At 50.3% G+C, this 739-nt stretch carries 1 protein-coding gene; it reads right to left on the bottom strand.

The window, feature by feature from the left end; all coding sequences use genetic code 11:
- Positions 1-371: IS3 family transposase (locus Q4T40_22945; GenBank protein MDT8904103.1), on the bottom strand; the 371-nt coding region annotated here is incomplete at its 3' end.
- Positions 372-739 lie beyond the last annotated feature (368 nt).

Raw genomic sequence — 739 nt, 5'->3', positions numbered from 1 at the left:
GCTGTGAAATCGCGGCCGAGGATATTCGGATACCGGTGCAGTTGACCGCTCATCTGCCGGTACTTTTTTCTGCGCCGGATTTGCGCCAGCAACCCGTACTTGTTCATGATGCGCAGCACCGCCTTATGGTTTTTCTTAATGCCTCGCCTCTCAAGCCATATCCCCACACGCCTATAACCGTAAGTTCCATTAGTCTGCCGCTGGCATTTTTGAATCAAGGCGGCCAACTTCTCCTCGGCGGATGACCGGTCTTTCCGTTTGAGATACGCGTAGTAGCCGCTTCTTGATACCTCAAAGAAATTACACATGACCGCAACCGGATGCTTGCCGGCATTTTGCGCTATGGCTATGTACTTAACCTGTGCTCTCACATCCTTCCAGCAGCGTGAAGAAAAGACCGGTATAGTTCCACTTCTCTTTCAAGTTCCCGTATCCGCAGCTCCATCGCGTGGTGTGCAGTTATCGGGCTTTTTCTGGGGCGGCCTTTCTTCTTGGGGGATGCCGGAAGGGTGGTCTGTCTCCGATTGTACCGGTTAATCCAGTTCTTGATTTGTACTTTTTCAAGACCCAAGGCATCTGCTATCTCCCGCCTGGTTCTTCCATCTTGTCGCATTTGCAGGATAATCCGCTCAGCCGATTGCATATCTGTCCATTTCCGTGACATACAAAACCTCCTATCGTAGTTATCCTACAACAGGAGGCTTTTTTGCTCAATGTCCGTTTTTTCGGGTTCAGTTCA

The organism is Selenomonadales bacterium 4137-cl, assembly GCA_032334055.1.
Classification (GTDB): Bacteria; Bacillota; Negativicutes; order Sporomusales; family UBA7701; genus Anaeroselena; species Anaeroselena agilis.
Note: the sequence above shows the minus strand (reverse complement) of the source record. Positions and strands in the feature narration are given on the sequence as shown.